The organism is Arthrobacter sp. BC5, from assembly GCF_056680255.1.
Window position 1 is genome coordinate 3,697,485 of sequence record NZ_CM155273.1, and the last position, 18,179, is coordinate 3,715,663.

The 18,179-nt window shown below is 71.3% G+C and carries 17 protein-coding genes and 1 riboswitch; of the genes, 5 read left to right on the forward strand and 12 right to left on the reverse strand.

What is annotated here, in order from left to right; translation table 11 throughout:
* The first annotated feature begins 259 nt into the window (after positions 1 to 259).
* Positions 260 to 1,882, forward strand: a complete 1,623-nt coding sequence (locus tag AC1MFI_RS17300) for a M28 family peptidase (protein WP_479818513.1) — start codon at positions 260 to 262, stop codon at positions 1,880 to 1,882.
* 64 nt (positions 1,883 to 1,946) lie between these two features.
* On the opposite strand, the gene AC1MFI_RS17305 is transcribed toward AC1MFI_RS17300, so the two are convergent.
* The gene (locus AC1MFI_RS17305) at positions 1,947 to 2,912 is read right to left on the reverse strand and encodes a DMT family transporter (protein WP_479818515.1); all 966 of its coding nucleotides are present in this window, start codon (positions 2,910 to 2,912) and stop codon (positions 1,947 to 1,949) included.
* Between the two features lie 41 nt (positions 2,913 to 2,953).
* Here AC1MFI_RS17305 and AC1MFI_RS17310 point away from each other — a divergent pair, with 41 nt between their 5' ends.
* On the forward strand, positions 2,954 to 3,184 hold the full coding sequence (locus AC1MFI_RS17310; protein ID WP_479818517.1) for an RNA-binding S4 domain-containing protein: 231 nt from the start codon (positions 2,954 to 2,956) through the stop codon (positions 3,182 to 3,184).
* Between the two features lie 37 nt (positions 3,185 to 3,221).
* Here AC1MFI_RS17310 and AC1MFI_RS17315 read toward each other — a convergent pair whose 3' ends face one another.
* Positions 3,222 to 3,902, reverse strand: coding sequence for an alpha/beta hydrolase (locus tag AC1MFI_RS17315; RefSeq protein WP_479818518.1), 681 nt, complete (start codon positions 3,900 to 3,902; stop codon positions 3,222 to 3,224).
* A 146-nt stretch (positions 3,903 to 4,048) separates the two neighbouring features.
* Between AC1MFI_RS17315 and AC1MFI_RS17320 the strand changes: the two genes are divergently transcribed.
* Positions 4,049 to 4,867, forward strand: a complete 819-nt coding sequence (locus AC1MFI_RS17320; RefSeq protein WP_479820942.1) for an SGNH/GDSL hydrolase family protein — start codon at positions 4,049 to 4,051, stop codon at positions 4,865 to 4,867.
* Between the two features lie 133 nt (positions 4,868 to 5,000).
* Here AC1MFI_RS17320 and AC1MFI_RS17325 read toward each other — a convergent pair whose 3' ends face one another.
* The 3 genes from AC1MFI_RS17325 to AC1MFI_RS17335 all read right to left on the reverse strand — a co-directional run bounded on the left by AC1MFI_RS17325 (position 5,001) and on the right by AC1MFI_RS17335 (position 7,836).
* Entirely contained in the window at positions 5,001 to 5,243 is a 243-nt protein-coding gene (locus tag AC1MFI_RS17325) for a hypothetical protein (RefSeq protein WP_479818520.1), read from the reverse strand.
* 127 nt (positions 5,244 to 5,370) lie between these two features.
* The gene (gene metX / locus AC1MFI_RS17330) at positions 5,371 to 6,513 is read right to left on the reverse strand and encodes a homoserine O-acetyltransferase MetX (RefSeq protein ID WP_479818522.1); all 1,143 of its coding nucleotides are present in this window, start codon (positions 6,511 to 6,513) and stop codon (positions 5,371 to 5,373) included.
* Positions 6,514 to 6,519: 6 nt separating this feature from the next.
* Positions 6,520 to 7,836, reverse strand: coding sequence for a bifunctional o-acetylhomoserine/o-acetylserine sulfhydrylase (locus tag AC1MFI_RS17335; RefSeq protein WP_479818524.1), 1,317 nt, complete (start codon positions 7,834 to 7,836; stop codon positions 6,520 to 6,522).
* 81 nt (positions 7,837 to 7,917) lie between these two features.
* A riboswitch (SAM riboswitch) is annotated at positions 7,918 to 8,034 on the reverse strand.
* Between the two features lie 153 nt (positions 8,035 to 8,187).
* Here AC1MFI_RS17335 and AC1MFI_RS17340 point away from each other — a divergent pair.
* Positions 8,188 to 8,829, forward strand: coding sequence for a VOC family protein (locus tag AC1MFI_RS17340; RefSeq protein WP_479818525.1), 642 nt, complete (start codon positions 8,188 to 8,190; stop codon positions 8,827 to 8,829).
* Positions 8,830 to 8,899: 70 nt separating this feature from the next.
* On the opposite strand, the gene AC1MFI_RS17345 is transcribed toward AC1MFI_RS17340, so the two are convergent.
* From AC1MFI_RS17345 to AC1MFI_RS17375, 7 genes are all read right to left on the reverse strand, one after another.
* Entirely contained in the window at positions 8,900 to 9,187 is a 288-nt protein-coding gene (locus AC1MFI_RS17345; protein ID WP_479818527.1) for a DUF1540 domain-containing protein, read from the reverse strand.
* 142 nt (positions 9,188 to 9,329) lie between these two features.
* Positions 9,330 to 10,139, reverse strand: a complete 810-nt coding sequence (locus AC1MFI_RS17350) for a CPBP family intramembrane glutamic endopeptidase (protein ID WP_479818529.1) — start codon at positions 10,137 to 10,139, stop codon at positions 9,330 to 9,332.
* A 57-nt stretch (positions 10,140 to 10,196) separates the two neighbouring features.
* Complete coding sequence (hutI, locus tag AC1MFI_RS17355; RefSeq protein ID WP_479818531.1) at positions 10,197 to 11,393, reverse strand: imidazolonepropionase; 1,197 nt, start codon at positions 11,391 to 11,393, stop codon at positions 10,197 to 10,199.
* Entirely contained in the window at positions 11,393 to 12,865 is a 1,473-nt protein-coding gene (locus AC1MFI_RS17360) for a formimidoylglutamate deiminase (protein ID WP_479818532.1), read from the reverse strand. The genes hutI and AC1MFI_RS17360 overlap by 1 nt, the downstream gene beginning before the upstream one ends.
* Complete coding sequence (locus tag AC1MFI_RS17365; RefSeq protein ID WP_479818534.1) at positions 12,862 to 14,079, reverse strand: allantoate amidohydrolase; 1,218 nt, start codon at positions 14,077 to 14,079, stop codon at positions 12,862 to 12,864. Before AC1MFI_RS17365 ends, AC1MFI_RS17360 begins: the two co-directional genes overlap by 4 nt.
* Positions 14,080 to 14,110: 31 nt before the next feature.
* Positions 14,111 to 15,799 carry a urocanate hydratase gene (gene hutU, locus AC1MFI_RS17370; protein WP_479818536.1) on the reverse strand — a complete coding sequence of 563 codons (1,689 nt, stop codon included), beginning with the start codon at positions 15,797 to 15,799 and terminating at the stop codon, positions 14,111 to 14,113.
* Positions 15,796 to 16,482, reverse strand: a complete 687-nt coding sequence (locus tag AC1MFI_RS17375) for an IclR family transcriptional regulator (protein ID WP_479818538.1) — start codon at positions 16,480 to 16,482, stop codon at positions 15,796 to 15,798. Before AC1MFI_RS17375 ends, hutU begins: the two co-directional genes overlap by 4 nt.
* 102 nt (positions 16,483 to 16,584) lie before the next feature.
* Between AC1MFI_RS17375 and hutH the strand changes: the two genes are divergently transcribed.
* Positions 16,585 to 18,159 (forward strand): histidine ammonia-lyase, encoded by a 1,575-nt coding sequence (hutH, locus tag AC1MFI_RS17380; RefSeq protein ID WP_479818540.1) that lies wholly within the window; start codon positions 16,585 to 16,587, stop codon positions 18,157 to 18,159.
* Positions 18,160 to 18,179: the final 20 nt, after the last annotated feature.

Genomic DNA, 18,179 nt, shown 5'->3' on the forward strand with positions numbered 1-18,179 from the left:
CGCTGGGTGCGGTCCGCTGGTGGGGGTCGCGTGCATCGGGCAGTCCCGCCCGGGTGGACAGGCGCGGAAGCTACCCGCAAGCCTACCGGGTCCGCCCCGGGCGCCGGGGGACGGTGCGGGGCGCCGAGGCCGGTTCCGGGCACGGACTCCGTACACCTTGACGCCGCGCCCGAACTCTTCCTAGGTTGATCCCATTGCGACGTGTGATCCACGTCACTTCAGCCCGGATGGACCGGGCGCTCGCACCCGAAGGAACTCCGTGACCCTCCCCCTTGCTCCGCGCGCCCGGCTCGGTCGCTCGACGCTGGCCCTCGCCGGCAGTCTCGCTCTCGTAGCCGGCAGCGGTCTCGCGGCCACAGCCGCTCCCACGCACGACACCAGCACCAACAACTCCTCGCAGAAACTCCGGACCGCCGTCACCGTGGAGAAGGTGGTGGGACACCTCACCGCCCTGGACGCCGTCGCCGAAGCCAACGGCGATACCCGCGCCTCCGGCACCGAGGGCTACTCCGACTCGGTCGACTACATCGTGGGCAAGCTCACCGCGGCGGGCTACACGCCCACCGTGCAACCCTTCACCTTCCCGTTCTTCGCCGAACTCGATCCGGCCGTGCTGGAGCAGTCCACGCCCGACGCCGTCACCTACGGCCCCGACGACGTGGCCACCATGACCTACTCCTCCGGCGGAGACATCTCCGGAGCCATCGAGACCGTGGACACGACCGGCACGGCGAGCGCCGCCGGGACCAGCGGCTGCGAGGCGGCGGACTTCGCCGGCTTCACGGCCGGATCCATCGCCCTGGTGCAGCGCGGCGGGTGCACCTTCGCCCTCAAGGCGGCCAATGCCGAAGCTGCGGGCGCCACCGCCGTGGTGGTCTTCAACACCGGAGTAGGACTGAACACCGGCGCCGTCGCCGGGACGCTCGGGGCGCCGGGCCTCGTGGGGATCCCCGTCGTGGGCGCGAGCTTCGCCGCGGGCACCAGCCTGATCGGCGACGACGTGACCGGCAGGGTCGCCGTGGACACGATCTCGGAGACCCGCGAGACGTACAACGTCATCGCAGAGACCGCCACCGGAGACCCCGACAACGTCGTCATGGTCGGCGCGCATCTGGACAGCGTCCTGGCGGGCCCCGGCATCAACGACAACGGGACGGGCAGCGCGGGGATCCTCGCGGTGGCCGAGGGCATGAGCAAGGTCAGGACCACGAACAAGGTCCGCTTCGCGTGGTGGGGCGCGGAGGAGGAGGGCCTGCTCGGCTCGGAGTACTACGTCGCCGACCTCGCCGAGAAGGGCCTGCTCGATTCGGTGGGCCTCTACCTCAACTTCGACATGATCGGCTCGCCGAACTTCGGCCGCTTCGTGTACGACGGCGACAACTCGGCGTTCCCGGTCGGTCCGGACGCCGCGGCGGGCCCTGAGGGTTCCGGGCAGATCGAGCAGGACTTCCACGACTACTTCGCGTCGGAGGGCCTTGCATCCGGCGAGACGGCCTTCAGCGGCCGCAGCGACTACGGACCCTTCATCGCCGAAGGGATCCCGGCCGGCGGGCTGTTCACGGGCGCGGAAGGCATCAAGACACCCGAACAGGCTGCTCTCTTCGGCGGCGTCGCGGGCGCTCCGTACGACGCCTGCTACCACGCGGCCTGTGACGACACCGACAACCTCAGCCTCGAGGCGCTCGACCAGCTGAGCGACGCCGTCGCCCACCTCACGGTGACGTACGCCATGAGCACGTTCGACGTGAACGGCGCCGGAGCCCCGGTGAAGGGCAAGGGACCGAAGGACCGCTTCGAGGGCAACCCCCTCGGTGGCGGCACCGAGAGCGGCGGTGGACTCCACCCCGAGCACGACCACGACCACGAGGTCGCGGACCGCTAGACCGGACGCCGCACTGCGGGGGCCGGCTCCTGACGGACAGGCCCCCGCAGCGCACGCCCTGGGTTCATCGGGCCCGGGCGCGCCGGGGCCAGGGCAGGGTGGTGAGGATGATCGCGCCGAGCGTCAGCAGCGTCCCGGCGATCGTCGCGAACACGATGATGGTGCCGGGAGCAGGGAACACGAGGTCGAGCAGGAGCGAGCCCACGAGCTGCCCGCCGATCATGCACAACCCCGTAAGCAGGACCCCGAGGCTGCGCACGAGCAGCGCACCGAGCCCGATGAAGACGCACCCCATGGGACCGCCGAGGTAGTACCACCACTCCGACGGCAGCGGATTGCCCGGTCCCGCGACGGCGATCTTGATGAGCCAGGCGGTCAGCAGGACTGCGGTGCCCGCGATGAAGTTCATGAGCGTGGCCGCGAGCGGCGTGCCGTAGTGCAGCGCCGCCGTCCCGTTCATCGCCTGCTGGAAGCTCATCAGCACGCCGGCGGCGACGGGGAGCAGCACGGGCACCAGCCAGCCCGATACCTCGCCCGCGGCACCGAAGCGCGGTGACACGGCCCAGACGACGGACAGGACCGTCAGGACGACACCGATCACGCGCATGGGCGTGGCCGCGCGCTTCCCGCCCGGGCCGATGCCCGCGCGGTCCACCAGGAGCCCGCTGAGCGACTGGCCCATGACGGCCGCCACCGTGAACAGCGCGACGCCGAGGATGCCGATGGTCAGCGACTGGGAGAACACGAAGAACGCACCGATGGCACCGGCCGCCACATAGTAGGGCGGGAAGCGGCGCTCGCGGACGGAGGGGATGATCTGGAGCGCTCCGGCGCGTGCGCTCGGCAGCACGAGCGTGAGGGCGATCATCACGACGAGTCCCGTGCCGAAGCTGATCAGGGCCGCCGCGATGCCGTCGTCGAGCACCGTCCCCAGGGCGCCGTTGATCCTGCCCTGGACGGGGATCGCGAGCCCGGCGGCGAGGGCGAGGGGGAAACCGAGGGCAGGGGGCAGCGCGGGCGCATCAGACACCCGTACAGCCTAGTGCGCGGGCATCCGGCATGATGGATCGCATGACCGACGACGCATCCATCGCAGAACTGCCCATCCGGGACGACATGATCAGGCTCGGGCAGGCCCTGAAGCTCGCCTCGCTCGCGGAGGACGGAGTGGAGGCCAAGGCCCTGATCGACAACGGCCTGGTCCAGGTCAACGGCGAGATCGAGGAACGCCGCGGCCGGCAGCTGCATGCCGGGGACACCGTGCACGTCAACGGCGAGACCGTCCGCATCACGCGCTCCTAGGCGGAGCGGGCGGCCCGTTCGGAGGACCCTGCGCGGATCAGCGCCGGCCGAGGACCGTCATGCTCAGGAACTCCCGCACGTGCGCGAGTTCGCGCTGGTTGATGCTGTGGAACATGTTCGAGTAGAGGATCTTGGTGAGCTTCGTGTGCTTCACCAGCCAGGCGTGGGTGAACTCGATCATCTCGGGCGTGATGACCTGGTCCTCCTGGTCACGTCCCCAGAAGAACGGGACGGGCGTGGCCGCGGCGTCGTCGTCGCGGAAGAAGGGGTGCCCTTCCGAGGGCACGGCGAATCCGGACAGCCCCACGACGCAGGCGAAGTCGGTGGGCCGGTGCCTCAGCAGCGACGTCGCCACCCCCATGCCCTGCGAGAAGCCGAGGATGCTGACGCTCGAGTGTGCTTCCCGGACGGTGTCCAGCCACGCGGACACGGCGCCGACGCTCTCGACGACCCGCTCCACCGAGTAGTCGTCCTCGCGGGACAGCGGGAACCAGGAGAAGCCCTGCCCCACGGCGCGGGGAGCGCGCACGGACGCCACGGTGAACTCCGTGGGCAGGTGGTCGGTGAGGCCCATGAGGTCCTCCTCGTTGGCCATGTAGCCGTGGAACAGGACGAGCAGGGGCGTGCCTGCCCGCTCGGACTCCGGCTTCGACCACAGGACCACGGGGTCCCAGGAACTCGTGGAGGGCGCGGCTGCGCCAGGGGCAGGTTCGGTCATGGTTCCTATCTTGGCACGACACCGGGCGTTGACTCACGGGAGGCCCGAGTTGGGAGAATGGTCGGGTGAGCACTGCCGACGCCCGATCCTCCCTGCCGACCACGCCCACGCCCTCGAGCGGCCCGGCCCCGATCCCGAACGGTCCGATGATCGATCCGAGCCTGAACCCCGAGCCGCACCCGTGGCAGAGGTATGTGGCCCTGGGCGATTCCTTCACCGAGGGGATCGGGGACCCCAACCCGGCGAGCGTCGGCGGAAACCGCGGCTGGGCGGACAGGGTGGCCGAGGAACTGTCCCGCGGGCAGGCAGGCTTCGCCTACGCGAATCTCGCGGTCAGGGGGCGCCTGCTGCAGCAGATCATCGACCAGCAGGTGGAACCGGCCCTGGCCCTGCGGCCGGACCTCGTCACCCTCTCGGCCGGCGGCAACGACCTCCTGCGCCCGGGCGGGGATCCGGATCTGCTCGCGGAGAAGCTCGACGCCGTCGTCGCGACCCTGGCGGCCTCGGGCGCCACGGTGGTCCTCTTCACCGGCCCGGACGTACGGGAGACCGTGCTGGGCAGCATCCGGTCGAAGACCGCCATCTTCAACGAGAACCTGCGCACCGTCGCGGCACGCCACGAAGCGGTCATCGCGGACATGTGGGCGTTGCGGCAGCTCAGGAACCCGCAGATGTGGTCCTCGGACCGCCTGCACTTCTCGCCGCTGGGACACCACACCATCGCCGCGATGGTCCTCGACACCCTGGCCGTCCGGCATACCCTCGAGCCGCTCCTCCCGAAGGACCTCCCGGCCCGCTCCTGGCGCAAGGCCCGCGCCGAGGACCTCGTGTGGGCCCGCGAGTACTTCGTCCCGTGGGTGCTGCGGCGCCTCCGGCACCAGTCCTCGGGCGACGGCGTGACCGCAAAGCGTCTCGAACCGTCGCCGATCTTCGGGCCGGGGATGCCCCCGGGCGCTGGGGACTGATACGGACGGCCCGGCGGTCCGGCCGGTTTCCCCGTCGGAACGACAGGAAGCGGCCGGACCGACAGGAACGACCGGCCGAAGCTCTCCCGGCCGGTCGTTCCTGTACTCTCGCGGGCCCAGCGCAGCCGTTGGTTCAGCTGTCGAGCGAGACCTCACCGTTGGCCACGGCGTCGGCGCACGCGCTGAGATCGGGCCCGGGCTTGAAGTCGACGAACTGCGGCTGCAGCTTCTGGAAGAGGAATTCGTAGATCTCGTCGCGGGACTTCCCGTCCATCGTCTCCACGGCCTCGCGGACCGCGCCCTGGAGAGCGCGGTCGGAGTCGAGCAGGATCTTGTCGCGTGCTTCCTGGTTCCAGCCAATGGTGCTCAGTTCCATGAACAGCTCCTCTTCAACGTCCGTCGATGAGTCCGGGGCGTCGGCCTCGGACGTGCCTGCCGTGAACTCCTAAGCAGGCTTAGCTCCAAGACTAGGTGCCCGTCCGGGGAAACCCAACCGTGGACTGCTACTGCGCGTAGAAGGCGGTGCGGAGCCGGCCGTCGAGCTGGTGGATCTGGGTCAGGAAGGCGTCGTGCCCCACGGGCGAGGAGATCATGTGGACGGGGACCTCCCCGGGCAGTCCGTCCGCGAGCCGCAGGGACTGCTCCGGGAAGTAGAGCCGGTCCGTGTCGACGGCGGCGATGAAGAAGTCAGACGTCGCGGCGCCGAGCGCGTCGTCCAGGCTCCCCCGGTCCCGTGCGGCGTCGTGGCTCATGAGCGCCTCGGTCAGGATCGCGTAGCTGTTGGCGTCGAACCGGTCCACCAGTTTCTCCGCCTGGTGGTCGAGGTAGCTCTCGACCTGGTAGCGGCCGCGCTCGGCCGGCCGCGCGGACCCGAAGGCCTGCTCGGCGTCCTGTTCCGCGCGGCCGAAGCGCGCTTCGAGCTCCCGTTCCGATCGGTAGGTGATGTGCGCGATGCGGCGGGCGAGGCCGAGGCCCGCATCCGGATGCGGGCCGTCGTAGTAGTCGCCGCCGCGGTAGGCGGGATCGAGCCGGATCGCCTGCAGCTGCGCCTGGGCGAACGCTATCTGTTCGGCCGAGCTGGCGGCGGTGCAGGCGATGACGGCGCAGCGCTGGACGCGCTGCGGATACATCAGGGCCCATTCGAGGGCACGCGCCCCTCCCATGGACCCGCCGAGCACCGAGTGCCACTGCCCGATGCCGAGCTGGTCGGCGAGCAGGGCCTCGGCCCGCACGGAATCGCGGATGGTGACGAAGGGGAAACGCGATCCCCAGGGCGTGCCGTCGGGAGCGAGGCTCGCCGGCCCCGTCGAGCCGTAGCAGCCTCCCAGCATATTGATCGACACCACGAAGTAGCGGTCGGTGTCCACCGTGCGGCCGGGTCCCACGAGCGAGTCCCACCAGCCCTCCTCCTCCGAGGCGCCGCGCGCCACGTGCGAGCTGCCCGTCAGGGCGTGCTGCACGAGCACGGCGTTCGAGGCATCCCGGTTCAGCCTGCCCCAGGTCTCGAAGGCGAGCTGCACCTCGGGCAGCCCGCCCCCGGTCTCCAGGGCCAGCGGACCGATCGACGCGATGCGCAGGAGCCCGTCCCCCGAAGGGCGCGTGCCGTCGATCCCGGGGTACAGCGGAGCAGGAGGGTAGGTGGTCACGAAGGGCTAGGCTCCTTTGGCGGCGCGGAAGCCCGCGTCGAGGTCGGCGAGGATGTCGGTGATGTTCTCCAGTCCCACCGACAGGCGGACGAGGCCCGGGCGCACTCCCGCGGTGAGCTGTGCTTCCGCCCCGAGCTGGCTGTGCGTGGTGGACGCCGGATGGATGACGAGCGAGCGGACGTCTCCCACGTTCGCGACGTGGGAGTGCAGTTCGAGACCGTCCACGAAGCGCTTGCCCGCCTCGAGCCCTCCGACGATGTCGAAGCTGACGATCGCGCCCGTGCCGTTCCGTCCGTACTTCCTCCCGCGCTCGTACCAGGGGCTCGAGGCGAGGCCCGCGTAGGAGACGCGCTCGACGTCGTCGTGACCCTCGAGCCACTCGGCGACGGCCTGGGCGTTCTGCACGTGGCGCTCGACGCGCAGGCTGAGGGTCTCCAGTCCCTGCGCGATGAGGAACGCGTTGAACGGGGAGACGGAGGCGCCGAGATCGCGCAGGAGCTGGACGCGCGCCTTCAGGATGTACGCGAGGTTCGCGCCGAGCGCGCTGCCGACGCCGAGGTCCCGCGCGTAGACGAGCCCGTGGTAGCTCTCGTCCGGCGTGTTGAACCCCGGGAACCGTTCGGGGTGCTGTGCGAAGTCGAAGTTGCCCGAATCGACGATGACCCCGGCGATGGCGTTGCCGTGCCCGCCCAGGTACTTGGTCGCCGAGTGGACCACGATGTCCGCGCCCCACTCGATCGGCCGGATCAGATACGGGGTGGACAGGGTGTTGTCCACGATCAGGGGGATCCCGTGCTCGTGGGCGACGGCGCTGATGCCCTCGATGTCGAGGACGTCCTGCCGGGGATTGGAGACGACCTCCCCGAAGAAGAGCTTGGTGTTGGGCCGAACGGCATCCCGCCACTGCTCGAGGTCGTCCGGGTCCTGCACGAAGGTGGTCTCGATGCCGAACTTCTTCAGCGTGTGCTTGAAGAGGTTGTACGTGCCGCCGTAGAGGCTGGGGCTCGCCACGATGTGGTCCCCCGCCTCGGCGATGTTGAGGACGGCGAAGGTCTCCGCCGCCTGGCCCGAGGCGAGCAGCAGCGCGCCGACCCCGCCTTCCAGGCTCGCGATCCGCGTCTCCACCGCTTCCTGGGTGGGATTCCCGATGCGGGTGTAGATGGGCGCGAGTTCGGTCAGCGAGAACCGGTTCGCGGCGCTCTCGGCGCTCGGGAACACGAACGACGACGTCTGGTAGATGGGCAGCGCACGCGCTCCCGTGGCGGCATCCGGCACCTGGCCGGCATGGATCTGGCGTGTCTCAAAGGACCAATCGTTGGACATGGTACTCCCTGTTCAAGGGGCTCCGCCGAGGTCCGATGCTCCGGCCGGTGCACGCCGCTCCAGGAGACCGGGCCCTGCAGGAGCCCGCGCTTGCACGGCGCCGAAGTAGCGCCGAACCTGGTCCTCACCCGGGGCACCCCACCGCGGTTGGAGGGTTGCCGGCCAGCAAGCCGGGGCTTCGTGCTGGCACTCATGACCTGCCTTCATGAAATCCCATCACGGCGGATCCGGCAACCCGTATGACCCTCCGTGAAGCAGGACCGGCTCCCTCCGATGCACCCGCGACGGCCGGGAGCGGCGGTAAGGCGAGCCTAAGTCGAGACGCAGATCACTTAGTGCCAAAATATCGGCATGCGCCTGGACCATGTCTCATATGCCTGCGAACCCGATGGACTTTCCGCCACGGCCGACCGGATCGCCGCAAAGCTCGGTGTGGAGCCGGTGAAAGGTGGTGTGCACCCGCGCTTCGGCACCCGCAACATGATCTTCCCGCTGGTCAACGGCCAGTACCTCGAGGTCGTGGAGGTCCTGAACCACCCGGCGTCGGACAAGGCCCCGTTCGGGCAGGCCGTGCGTGCGCGCTCCGAGGCGGGCGGCGGCTGGATGGGCTGGTGCGTGGCCGTGGACGATCTCGCACCGTTCGAGGAGCGCCTCGGCCGCAGCGCCGTGCCGGGGAACCGCAAGTTCCCGGACGGCCAGGAACTGACGTGGCAGCAGATCGGCATCAAGGGGCTCATCGCGGATCCGCAGGTCCCCTACCTGCTGCGCTGGGATGACGGCACCGAGTCCCTCCACCCCTCGAAGGCACGCCCGGCCGCCGTCAAGCTGGATTGCCTGACCATCGCCGGTTCCTCGGAGCGGGTGACCGAGTGGCTGGGCACCGCCGTCGAGGAGACGCTCGACGGCGTGCAGGTGCAGTGGATCGCCCCGAACGGCACCCCGGGCATCATGTCCGTGACGTTCGAGACCGAGAACGGCCGCGTCGAGATCTAGCCCTCGTCGGCACTGGACGACGAATGGACCGGACGATCGTCCGGTCCATTCCTCGTACTGGCCGTGGTGGTCAGGCGTGGGTGTAGGTGAGGCAGTCCGCTGCGTCGGCGCCCGGTCCCACCTTGACGGCCGGAGCACCGCACAGCAGGTCGTGGTTGTAGCTGCATTCCGAGCGCTGGCAGGCACCGACGTGGGCCAGCATCTTGGGCAGCCCCCCACTGACGGAGGTGTCGATGAAGGTGGCACAGGACGCGTGCTCCTCGCTCCCCGACACCGTGATGGCCACGGCGGTACAGCCGTCGCGGTTGAACGAGCAGTTGTGGACGCTGCACTCGGAGACACTGGTGACGACACTCATGATTCCTCCTGAAGGGTCCGGTGGGGCCCCCGGTCGGAGCCGCCGTCCCGCTGAATGGGATCACGGTAACACCGCGGTTCTCCGATAATTTAGTCATGATTGTCGTGCGCAAATCAGCGACGGCGAGGCTTGCTCCGGCACGTCATCCGCCGATGCCGATGGCCGGTCCGATCAGGGCGAATCCCACGAATCCCGTGATGTCGATGAGCGCATGCGCGACCACGAGCGGCATGACCCTGCGGGTACGCGTGTAGAACCAGGCGAAGAGCAGCCCCATCAGCACGTTGCCGATGAACGGGCCGAAGCCCTGGTAGAGGTGGTAGCTGCCCCTGACCAGCGAACTCGTGAGGAGGATCGCGGGCGTCGACCAGCCGAGCTCACGCAGGCGGAGGAACAGGTATCCCACCACGATCACCTCCTCGAGGACCGCGTGCCGGACGGCCGAGAGCACGAGGACCGGGATGGTCCACCAGTAGGCGTCGAGCGCGGCGGGCACCAGCGCCGTGGTGATGCCCAGGGCGCGGCCGCCGGCGTAGACCCCGAGGGTGCCGACGCCGATGACCGCGGCCAGGCCGACGCCGAACCCGACGGTACGCAGCGGCTTCTCGAAGGTGAAACCGAGGCGGCGGAACGCGGAGGCGCCGTGCCCGCTGAGCAGGAACAGCACGAGGGCCACCGGCACCAGCGCGAAGAGGATGTCCAGGAGCTGATATGCGAGGTCGAAGTACTGGCGCTCGTCGAGCACCGGATTCAGGGTGGTGGTCTGGCCCGCGAGCGGGCCGCGCGAGAGCTTCTCCGCCAGGTTCACGGTGGAGTACACGGCGGACTGTCCGAGCGACAGCCCGAAGACGATCAGCAGCTCCGCGGTGATGCGGCGCTTCGGTGCGGGGGCGTCCGCGAGGACGGGAGCGGACGCAGAGGAGGCGGAGGCGGAGGCGGACTCGGCAGGCATGGCGCTATCCTCCCAGCGGTGCCCCGTGATTCCCAGCCACCGCGCGGTCCGGCCTGCCTACCGCACCCGGGTGCCGGCCCTCCAGACGGCGTGGACGAGCGGCATGCCGGGACGGTAGGCGAGGTGCGTGGCCGATGGCGCGTTCAGCAGCTGCAGGTCCGCCCGGTGGCCGACGGCGAGCGAGCCGACGGCCCGGCGTCCGTCCACGTCGTCGCCCGTGTGCCGCCGCAGCGCAAGCGCACCCCCGTAGGTCGCCGCACGGACGGCCTCGTGGACGGTCAGCCCCATCTGCAGGACGGCGGTGGCGACGCAGAAGCCCATGGAACTCGTGTACGACGTCCCCGGATTGCAGTTGCTGGCAATCGCGAGCTGCGCCCCGGCGTCGAGCAGCCTCCGCGCGGGCGGGAACGGCTGCCGCGTCGAGAGATCACAGGCGGGCAGGCAGGTGGCAACGGTACCGGGAACGGAGGGCGCGCCCGCCCAGGTGCCGGCGAGCGCGTCGACGTCGGCGTCGGACAGGTGGTTGACGTGGTCCACGCTGGCGGCGCCGAACTCGACGGCGAGCGCCACGCCGTCGCCCTGCCCCAGCTGGTTGCCGTGCACACGCAGTCCGAGGCCCGCGTCGGCGCACGCGGAGAGCACCCGGCGGGACTGCTCGGCGGTGAAGGCCCCCGCCTCGCAGAAGACGTCGGCCCAGCGCACGTAGGGCAGGACGGCGTCGAGCATCGGGCCGCAGACGAGGTCGGTGTACTCGTCCGCGTCCTCCCCGTGCGGTACGAGGTGCGCGCCGAGGAAGGTGACCTCGTCGGCGACGCCCGCCGCGATGCGCGCGCTGCGGGCCTCCTGCTCGACGTCGAGCCCGTAGCCCGTCTTCGTCTCCAGGTAGGTGGTACCACCCGCGGCGGCCTCGGCGACCCGGGCCAGCAGGAGCCGCGTGAGGTCGTAGTCCCCCGCGGCGCGCGTCGCCTCCACGGTCACGGCGATGCCGCCCGCGGCGTAGGACTCCCCCGCCATGCGGGCCTCGAACTCGGCCGTCCGGTCGCCGGCGAACACGAGGTGGGTGTGGCTGTCGACCCAGCCCGGCAGTCCGGCGCGGCCCCCGGCGTCATGGCTCTCGTCGGCGGCCGGAGCCTGCGCCGACGGGCCGATCCAGCTGATGCGCTCACCCTCGAACACCACGCCGGCGTTCCGCAGGACCGCGCCGTCGGCGTCCTGGGTGAGCAGCTCGCCGATATTCGTGATCAGGACGGACATCAGTGGCGCTCCCGGCCGTGCGTCCCGCTCGCCCGGCGGGGCCCGGTCGCCGCATCCGCCGCGTCGTCCAGCCGGGCGATGGCCGCCACCAGCAGGCCGGCCGGTTCGCCGAGCGTGGCGTGGACACCGTCGCGCGCCACGAGGACGCCACCGACGACGACACCCGTGACGTCCTGGCCCGTGGCGGTGTAGGCGAGCTGTTCCCGGGAGGATCCGGCGGTGCGCGCACTGTGCGGGTCGACCGCCATGAAATCGGCGGCCCGACCGGGACGAAAGCCCGCTCCGCGGCGTCCCTGGGCAGCCGCTCCGCCGAGCGCGGCGATGCCGTGCAGGTCCTCGGGATCGAAGTGGCCCCGCCGCCCGGTGCGCAGGCGCTCTCCGTGCTCCAGTGCCCGCATCTCCAGCCACGGGTCCACGACGGCGTGCTGGTCGGTGCCGAGGGCGAGCCTCGCTCCCGCCGCTCGGAAGGCGCCGGCCGGGCCCAAGCCGTCCGCGAGGTCCGCCTCGGTGGTGGGACAGAGGACGACGACGGCCCCGGCATCTGCGAGGACGGCGATGTCCCGCCCGGTGGCGTGGGTCGCGTGGACCGCGGACAGCCGGTGCCCGACGAGCCCGTAGGACTCGAGCAGGGCGGTCGGGGTGCGGCCCGTGGCGCGGAGGCAGTCCTCGTTCTCAGCCGGCTGCTCGGAGAGGTGCACGTGCAGGGGTACATCCGGCGGCAGGTGCTGCGCGATGACGGCCAGCTGCTCCTCGGGGACGGCCCGCACGGAGTGGATGGCGGCGCCGACGGACACCCGCTGCGCGGGGTACAGCGAGGAGACCGTTGCACGGAGGGACGCGAGCCGGTCGAGCCATCGGGCGGCCGTGCCGTCGGAGAACCGGCGCTGCCCCTCCTCGAGGGGCGTGCCGAAACCCCCGGCGAGGTAGCAGGTGTCGAGCAGGGTCAGCCGGATGCCGGCGCGGACGGCAGCGCGCGCGAGGGCGAGCTCCATGGCGTGCGGGCCGGAGTCCCCGTGCCCGTAGGGCGTGCCGTCGGGCTGGTGGTGGACGTAGTGGAATTCCGCGACGCTCGTCCAGCCCACCGCGACCATCTCGGCGTAGACGGCGGTGGCGAGTTCCTCGTAGAGCGCCGGGGTCAGTGCTCCGGCCGCGCGGTACATGGTCTCCCGCCAGGTCCAGAACGTCCCGCCGCGGTCATGGGTGCGGCCCCGCAGGGCGCGGTGGAAGGCATGCGAATGCGCATTGGCGGCGCCGGGGAAGGCCACACCGGACAGGACGATGTCGCCGTCCTGCGCGGGGACGCCGGGCAGGACGCCGACGACCGTCCCCGCGCCGTCGACCTCCACCCGGACCGCGTCCGCCACGCCGCCGGCTCCGAGCCAGGCGTGCTCGCACCAGACGGCACCGACGGCGTCGGGCCGCGCCGCGTCCGGGCCCGGTGCGAGGCCGGGCCGGACGGCGTCCCCGGTCACAGCAGGTCTTCGAGGACGTCGGCGAGGGCCGTGGCCCCGGCATCGGCGTCCTCGCGCTCCACGAACTCCTCGGGTGAGTGGCTGATACCGGTGGGGTTGCGGACGAACAGCATGGCCGTCGGCGCGATGGCGCCCAGGATGCCGGCGTCGTGCCCCGCCCCGGTGGGCAGCGTCGGCGTGCCCGGGAAGGAGCGCCCGAGCGCGTTGCCCAGCGTGCGCTGCAGAGCGCCGTCGAAGTGCACCGTGGAGCTGCGGGATTCCTCGGTCAGCGTGGCGCGGCAGCCCTCGAACGCGCAGATCTTCTGGGCCTGGCCGTGGATCCTCTCGATGAGCGACGCCGTGACGGCATCCTCCTCGTGGCGGACGTCGAGCCAGAGGTCGATGCGCGAGGCGATCACGTTCGTCCCGCCCGGCACGGGCTGCAGCCTGCCGACCGTGGCGCGCGCGCCGTCCTGCTCCGCGGCGATCTTCCGCGCGGCGAGCACCACCTGGGCCGCGGCGATCATCGGGTCGGCGCGGTCGGCCATGAGGGTGGTTCCGGCGTGGTTGCCCTGGCCGGTGATGGACAGGCGCCAGCGGCCGTGGCCGAGCATGGTGGAGCCGATGGCGACGGCGGCGTCGAGGTCGATCAGCCCGCGCCCCTGCTCGACGTGGAGCTCGACGAAGTCGCCGATGTGCCGGATGGCGTCCTCGTCCCGGCCCAGGTGCGTCGGATCGATGCCGGCTGCCAGGGCCGCCTCGGCGAACGTGGTGCCGTCGGTGTCCTTCAGGGACCGCACGGAGTCGGGATCGAGCGTCCCGGTGAGCAGGCGGGACCCGAGACAGGAGACGCCGAACCGCGAGCCCTCCTCCTCGGGGAAGACCGCGACGGCGAGCGAGCGGTTCGGCTGCATCCCGCGCTCGCGCAGGAGGTCGACGGCGACGAGCGCCGAGGCCACGCCGAGCGGACCGTCGAATGCCCCGCCCCCGGGCACCGAGTCGAGGTGGCTGCCGGTGACGAGGGCGCCGTCGCGGCTGCCCGTCGCATCCCACCAGGCCCAGAGGATGCCGTTGCGGTCGGTCTCCACCGACAGCCCGCGGGTTGCGGCCTCGGTGGAGAACCACTCCCGCAGGGAGAGCTCGGCACCCGTGTAGACGCCGCGGGAGTACCCGCCGCGGGCCGGATCGCGGCCGACGTCGCTGATGGACTCGAGGACGGAGGAGACGGTCTGCACGTCGATGCCTTTCGGTGGCGTTGCGGGGCCTTCAGGATTGCATGGGGATGCGCACGCCGCGCTCGGCGGCGACCTCGCGGGCGCGCTCGTACCCGGCGTCGACGTGGCGGATGACGCCCATGCCGGGGTCGTTCGTCAGGAGGCGCTCGAGCTTCCGGGCGGCGAGGTCCGTCCCGTCCGCGACCGAGACCTGCCCGGCGTGGAGGGACCGGCCGATCCCGACGCCGCCGCCGTGGTGGATGGACACCCAGGTGGCGCCCGAAGACGTGGTGAGCAGGGCGTTCAGGAGGGGCCAGTCCGCGACGGCGTCCGAGCCGTCCGCCATGGCTTCGGTCTCGCGGTAGGGCGAGGCGACGGACCCGGAGTCGAGGTGGTCGCGCCCGATGACGATCGGTGCCGAGACCTTGCCCTCGGCGACCAGCCGGTTGAAGAGCAGGCCGGCCTTCGCGCGGTCCCCGTAGCCGAGCCAGCAGATGCGGGCCGGCAGGCCCTCGAACTCGACGTGCTCGGCGGCGGCGTCGAGCCAGCGGTGCAGGTGCCCGTCGTCCGGGAACAGGTCCTTGAGGGCGGCGTCCGTGACGGCGATGTCCGCGGGGTCCCCGGAGAGCGCGACCCAGCGGAACGGGCCGAGCCCTTCGCAGAACAGGGGGCGGATGTAGGCGGGCACGAATCCCGGGAAGTCGAAGGCACGCCCGTAGCCGCCTTTGCGCGCCTCGTCGCGGATCGAGTTGCCGTAGTCGAAGACCTCCGCGCCGGCGTCCAGGAAGCCGACCATCGCCTCGACGTGCAGGGCCATGGAGGCCTGGGCCTTCTTGGTGAAGCCGTCGGGATCGGCCGAGGCCTCGCGCTCCCACTCGTCGGGGGCAATTCCCTCCGGGAGGTAGCTCAGGGGGTCGTGGGCGGAGGTCTGGTCGGTGACGATGTCGACGTCGAGCCCGCGCCGGAGCAGGTCGGGGAAGACGGTCGCGGCGTTGCCGACCACGCCGACGGACAGGGCGCGCTTCTCCCGCTTGGCGGCGAGGACCTGGGCGACGGCGTCGTCGAGCGTGTCCGCGACGGTGTCCAGGTACCGCTTCGCGACGCGGCGGCGCAGGCGGGCCTCGCTGACGTCGACGATGAGGACGGCTCCGCCGTTGAGGGTGACGGCGAGGGGCTGGGCGCCGCCCATGCCGCCACAGCCTGCCGTCAGGGTCAGCGTGCCCGCGAGGCTCCCGCCGAAGCGCTTGCGCGCGATGGCGGCGAATGTCTCGAAGGTGCCCTGGAGGATGCCCTGCGTGCCGATGTAGATCCAGGAGCCGGCCGTCATCTGCCCGTACATCATGAGGCCCTCGGCCTCGAGGCGCCGGAACTCCGGCCACGTGGCCCAGTCGCCCACGAGGTTCGAGTTGGCGAGCAGCACACGCGGCGCCCACGCATGGGTGCGGAACACGCCCACGGGCTTGCCGGACTGCACGAGGAGCGTCTCGTCGTCGTCGAGGGTCTCGAGCGTGCGGACGATGGCGTCGTACGCTTCCCAGCTGCGCGCCGCCCGGCCCGTCCCGCCGTAGACCACGAGGTCCTCGGGCCGTTCGGCGACCTCGGGGTCCAGGTTGTTCATGAGCATGCGCAGCGGCGCTTCCGTCTGCCAGCTCTTCGCCGTCAGCCGGGTGCCGCGCGCGGCCCGGATCCTGCGGGACGCATCGTGGGTGGGGGTCCTCGTGCTGGAGGTGCTGCCGGTCATGCTGGTTCTCCTGTCAGGTCCTCGGGCAGGGCGACACGGGTGTCGGGGTGGGCCAGGAGGGCGGTGGCCTCCCGGGCGACGAGCGCACCGATACGGCGGGCTCCGGCCTCGGTGATGCGGTAGCTGGGGACGACGACGCTGATCGCCGCGACCGGCCGCCCGCCGGGTGACACGGGTGCTGCGATGGCGGTCACGTCCGCCTCGATGCCGTCGCGCACGACGACGAAACCGGCGCCGGGGCGGTCGCCGGCCAGGGCCGCACCGACGGCCGTCCCCTCCAGCGGGATGCTCCGCCCCACCCAGCTCGCGTGGCGCACGGAATGGGTGCCCTCGCGCATCGCCAGGTACACACCCTCGCCGTCGTGCGACGAGACGCTGAGGTAGGCGGATTCGCCGGTCTGCTCCACGAGCCGCTCGAGGGCGGGTTCGGCGAGGGACACCAGGGATTCGTGGCCGAGCGCCTGCGCACCGAGCTGCACCACCCGGAGCCCCGGCCGGTAGGTCCCGAGCCCGTCGCGCCGGACGAAGCCCGTCCCCTCCAGCGTGCGCAGGAGGCGGAGGGCCGTGGACGCCGAGAGGTCCGCTTCCCGTGCGGCGTCCGCGAGGGTCAGCGACCCGGCGTCGCAGACTGCCCCGAGGAGCACGAGGGCCCGTTCGACGGTGCGCGTCGATGATTCGGCCATGCTCCCCTCCTTGCTTTCGGCGTCGGCGTATATTTCACTTATTGAAACTCGCTTTTCATTCAATGGCAATAGCGGCACGAGTCGCAGGAACCGAGGCACGCCGTGAACCAGTCCGTGATCGTGGGGATCGGCCCCCTGTCCCCCGCCGACGTCGTCGCGGTTGCACGGTACGGCGCGCTGGTCGAGCTCGATCCCGACGCCCTGGCGGCGATGGCGGCGTCGCGTGCCGTCATCGATTCACTGGTAGACGACGGCACACCGCACTACGGCGTCTCGACCGGTTTCGGCGCGCTCGCGACCAGGCACATCCCGCTCGACCGGCGGAGCCGGCTCCAGCGCAGCCTCATCCGCAGCCATGCGGCGTCCTCGGGCGCCGAGGTGGACCGCGAGGTGGTGCGCGGGCTGATGCTCGGGCGCCTCTCCACCCTCGCCACGGGCCGCACGGGCGTGCGCCCCCTGGTGGCCGGGACGTACGCGGCCATGCTGAATGCCGGGATCACCCCCGTCATCGGCGAGTACGGATCGCTCGGCTGCTCGGGGGATCTCGCGCCGCTCTCGCACGTCGCCCTGGCGCTCATGGGTGAGGGCAGCGTCCGCAACGCCTCCGGCCAGCTCGTCCCCGCCGCCGAGGCCCTCGCCTCCGCGGGCATCCCGCCCGTCGAGCTGCGCGAGAAGGAGGGCCTGGCGCTCATCAACGGGACGGACGGCATGCTCGGGATGCTGGTCCTCGCCGCGGCCGATCTCCACCGTCTCCTCACGACGGCGGACCTCGCGGCGGCGATGAGCGTGGAGGGACTCCTGGGGACCGACGCGGTGTTCGCCGAGGATCTGCACGCACTGCGTCCGCACCCGGGCCAGCTGGCCTCGGCCGCGTCCATCCGCTCACTCCTCGAGGGATCCCCGCTCATCGCGGAGCAGCTGACCTCGGAGACCGGCCGACACCGCTTCACCCGCGTCCAGGACGCCTACTCGCTGCGGTGTGCCCCCCAGGTCCACGGTGCGGCGCGTGCCACCCTGGCCCATGCCGAGTCGGTGGCCGCGATCGAGCTGGGCTCCGCCATCGACAACCCGGTCATCACCCGTGACGGCAGGATCGAATCGAACGGCAACTTCCACGGCGCGCCCGTGGGCTACGTGCTCGATTTCCTGGCGATCGCCGTCGCGGACGTGGCCTCGATGAGCGAGCGCCGCACGGACCGCTTCCTCGACACGTCCCGCAGCCACGGGCTCAACGCCTTCCTCGCGCACGATCCCGGCGTCGACTCGGGCCACATGATCGCGCAGTACACGCAGGCCGGCATCGTGTCCGAACTCAAGCGGCTCGCGAACCCGGCGTCCGTCGATTCCATCCCGTCCTCCGCCCTGCAGGAGGACCACGTGTCCATGGGCTGGGCGGCGGGCCTCAAGCTGCGCAGGGCCATCGACGGCCTGACGCGCGTGCTCGCCATCGAGATCCTGACGGCCGCGAGGGCGCTGGACATGCGCGACGGCGGCACCGAGGATGGCCTGCGCAGTTCCGCTCCGATCGCAGCCGTCCGCGCACGGCTGCGGGAGGACGTCGACGGACCGGGAACCGACCGCTACCTCGCTCCGGAGATCGAGGCGGCTCGCCTGCTGGTCGACGACGGCAGCCTGCTCGCGGCCGCCCTCGAGGTGCTCCCAGCGCCCCTCCAGTGAAGCTTGTTAGGGTGGGCTAA

Excerpts from the sequence above, each read along its gene's own strand:
- AC1MFI_RS17350 (WP_479818529.1), bottom strand. The coding sequence starts at position 10,139 with ATGCCTGCCGAGTCCGCCTCCGCCTCCGCCTCCTCTGCGTCCGCTCCC.
- AC1MFI_RS17325 (WP_479818520.1), bottom strand. The coding sequence starts at position 5,243 with ATGGAACTGAGCACCATTGGCTGGAACCAGGAAGCACGCGACAAGATC.
- AC1MFI_RS17340 (WP_479818525.1), top strand. The coding sequence starts at position 8,188 with ATGCGCCTGGACCATGTCTCATATGCCTGCGAACCCGATGGACTTTCC.
- AC1MFI_RS17335 (WP_479818524.1), bottom strand. The coding sequence starts at position 7,836 with ATGTCCAACGATTGGTCCTTTGAGACACGCCAGATCCATGCCGGCCAG.
- AC1MFI_RS17375 (WP_479818538.1), bottom strand. The coding sequence starts at position 16,482 with ATGGCCGAATCATCGACGCGCACCGTCGAACGGGCCCTCGTGCTCCTC.
- hutU (WP_479818536.1), bottom strand. The coding sequence starts at position 15,799 with ATGACCGGCAGCACCTCCAGCACGAGGACCCCCACCCACGATGCGTCC.
- AC1MFI_RS17345 (WP_479818527.1), bottom strand. The coding sequence starts at position 9,187 with ATGAGTGTCGTCACCAGTGTCTCCGAGTGCAGCGTCCACAACTGCTCG.
- AC1MFI_RS17320 (WP_479820942.1), top strand. The coding sequence starts at position 4,049 with ATGATCGATCCGAGCCTGAACCCCGAGCCGCACCCGTGGCAGAGGTAT.
- hutI (WP_479818531.1), bottom strand. The coding sequence starts at position 11,393 with ATGTCCGTCCTGATCACGAATATCGGCGAGCTGCTCACCCAGGACGCC.
- AC1MFI_RS17315 (WP_479818518.1), bottom strand. The coding sequence starts at position 3,902 with ATGACCGAACCTGCCCCTGGCGCAGCCGCGCCCTCCACGAGTTCCTGG.
- AC1MFI_RS17310 (WP_479818517.1), top strand. The coding sequence starts at position 2,954 with ATGACCGACGACGCATCCATCGCAGAACTGCCCATCCGGGACGACATG.